Consider the following 770-nt stretch of genomic DNA (forward strand, 5'->3'; position numbering starts at 1 on the left):
TTCAACCGCTACAGGCAAGAGGGGTTGGAGGCGCTTTGCGACCGCTCGCGGCGGCCGGTACGCTATGCCAACCAACTGCCCGAGCAGATCGAGCGGCTGATCGTCGAGAGCAAGCGCGACAAGCCGCACTGGGGCGCCAGGAAGATCAGGGAGCTGCTGATCAGGAAGCTCGCCGGCGATGTGCGCATCCCGGCCAAGAGCACGGTGCATGCCGTGCTCGACCGCCACGGCCTTGTGAGCCAGGCCCGCAAGAGGAACCGGGCGAACAAGGCCATGGGCACGCCGCTGTCGCAGGCCGCCGTCCCCAACGATCTGTGGTGCGCTGACTTCAAGGGCGAGTTCAAGCTCGGCAACGGTCGCTACTGTTACCCCCTGACGGTGACCGACCAGGCCTCGCGCTACCTGCTTCTCGCCGAAGCGCTTGAAGCGACACGGGAAGCGCCGGTCATCGAGGCCTTCGTCCGGCTGTTCAGGGAACGCGGCCTGCCGCTCGCCATTCGAAGCGACAACGGGGTCCCCTTCGCCAGCCCCAACGGCCTCTACAATCTGTCGAAGCTGTCGGTCTGGTGGTTGAGGCTCGGCATTGCCATCGAGCGCATCAAGCCCGGCAACCCGCAACAGAACGGCCGCCACGAGCGCATGCACCGCACCTTGAAGCAGGAGACCACGCGGCCCCCGGGCATGAATGCCCTGCAACAGCAGGCCAGATTTGACGCTTTCATCAGCGAATTCAACGAGGAAAGGCCGCATGAGGCGTTGGCCATGAAGCT

The 770-nt window shown here is 64.9% G+C and carries 1 protein-coding gene; it reads left to right on the forward strand.

Going from position 1 to position 770, the window contains the following annotated elements; translation table 11 throughout:
• Nucleotides 1-770, forward strand: a 770-nt coding sequence (locus tag NKH42_RS31165) for an integrase core domain-containing protein (RefSeq protein WP_352974844.1), incomplete at both ends; no start/stop codon positions are given.

This window comes from Mesorhizobium sp. M1142, assembly GCF_040318565.1.
In the GTDB taxonomy this organism is placed as follows: domain Bacteria; phylum Pseudomonadota; class Alphaproteobacteria; order Rhizobiales; family Rhizobiaceae; genus Mesorhizobium.